The sequence below is a fragment of the Streptomyces calidiresistens genome (genome assembly GCF_014141525.1).
GTDB lineage: Bacteria > Actinomycetota > Actinomycetes > Streptomycetales > Streptomycetaceae > Streptomyces > Streptomyces calidiresistens.
Map to the genome: position 1 here is coordinate 1 of NZ_VKHS01001511.1, position 530 is coordinate 530.

Annotated in this window: 1 protein-coding gene; it reads left to right on the top strand. The window is 73.0% G+C overall.

Going from position 1 to position 530, the window contains the following annotated elements; genetic code table 11:
• Positions 1-153: 153 nt before the first annotated feature.
• The coding region (locus FOE67_RS28065) for a GNAT family N-acetyltransferase (RefSeq protein ID WP_182667600.1) at positions 154-530 on the top strand (377 nt) is incomplete at its 3' end.

Here is a 530-nt window from a genome sequence, read left to right on the forward strand (position 1 = left end):
CAGGGGACGAACAGGGCCGTTCGGCAGCCGGCGGGACGCTCCCCGGTGGGGGTGTGCTGGGATGACCGTGTGAACGGTTCGATCGATCCGCGCGGTGGAAGGCGGGTACCCGGCGGTGCCGGGGGACCCGATGGACGGGACGAGCAGGACCCGATGGACGGGGTGGAGGTGGTCACCTGGTATCTCGAACAGACCTCGCCGACGGACCTGCGTCCGGCGTCCGCCCCCGATCCCGCGCACGGGGTGCGGCTCGCCCGGGCGCGGGTCCCGTCCCCGGAGTTCAGCCGTTTCCTCTACACCGCGGTGGGCGGGGACGTGAGCTGGACGGACCGCCTGTCCTGGGACCGCGGGCGGTGGCTGGCCTTTCTGGAGCGGCCGGCGGTGGAGACCCGGGTGGCGTACGTCCGGGACACCCCGGCGGGCTTCATCGAACTGGAGGGGCAGCCGGACGGGGTGGTGGAGATCTCGTACTTCGGTCTGTTGCCGGACTTCCGGGGGCGGGGCATCGGCGGGCACCTGCTCTCGGAGGG